The 578-nt window shown below is 48.4% G+C and carries 1 pseudogene; it reads left to right on the top strand.

The annotated features are described in order from the left end of the window. Positions 1 to 578 (top strand): annotated as a pseudogene (locus HC176_RS15830) (hypothetical protein); the annotation flags it as partial.

The following is a 578-nucleotide window of genomic DNA, read 5'->3' as shown; positions in this document are numbered from 1 at the left end:
AAAATAGATCCCACTAATGCACTTTTGGTTGCCATTTCTAAAGGTCCCGATCCCGTGAATGACGGCTGGTACACTTATAGATTTCCCACGGGAACTTTCCCCGATTATCCGAAATTCTTCGTTTGGAGCGACGGATATTATGTCACTACCAATCAGGATCCCGAAGATGACGCTGTAGAAGAAGTTGTCTTTGTACTTGAACGGGACAGGATTTTGCAGGGTGCCGAAGCGAGACACCTGGGATTTCCGCTTCCGGGGATAAGGATCAATGGATTCTACAGTCCGGCGGCACTAAATGCCGTGGGAGACCAAATGCCACCCCCGGGAAATATGCCCATAATTTATTTTCAGGATGATGCCTGGGCCGGAGTAAATGTGGATCATCTAAAAATATGGCTGCTGAATGTTGACTGGAATAATCCTCAGAATTCGGTGATCACTGAATCCCAGGAGCTTGATCCATCACAGGGGGTCACCCCTTTCCACAGCACTTTTGAAGGCGGAAGCGTTATGAACCTTTCTCAGGTAGGAAGTGCACCAGATGTTGATGCCCTACAGGGAGCAGTAATGTGGCCCAC

This window comes from Tamlana crocina (genome assembly GCF_012037625.1).
The sequence above is the reverse complement of the archived record's forward strand: the minus strand, read 5'-3'. Positions and strand labels throughout refer to the sequence as shown.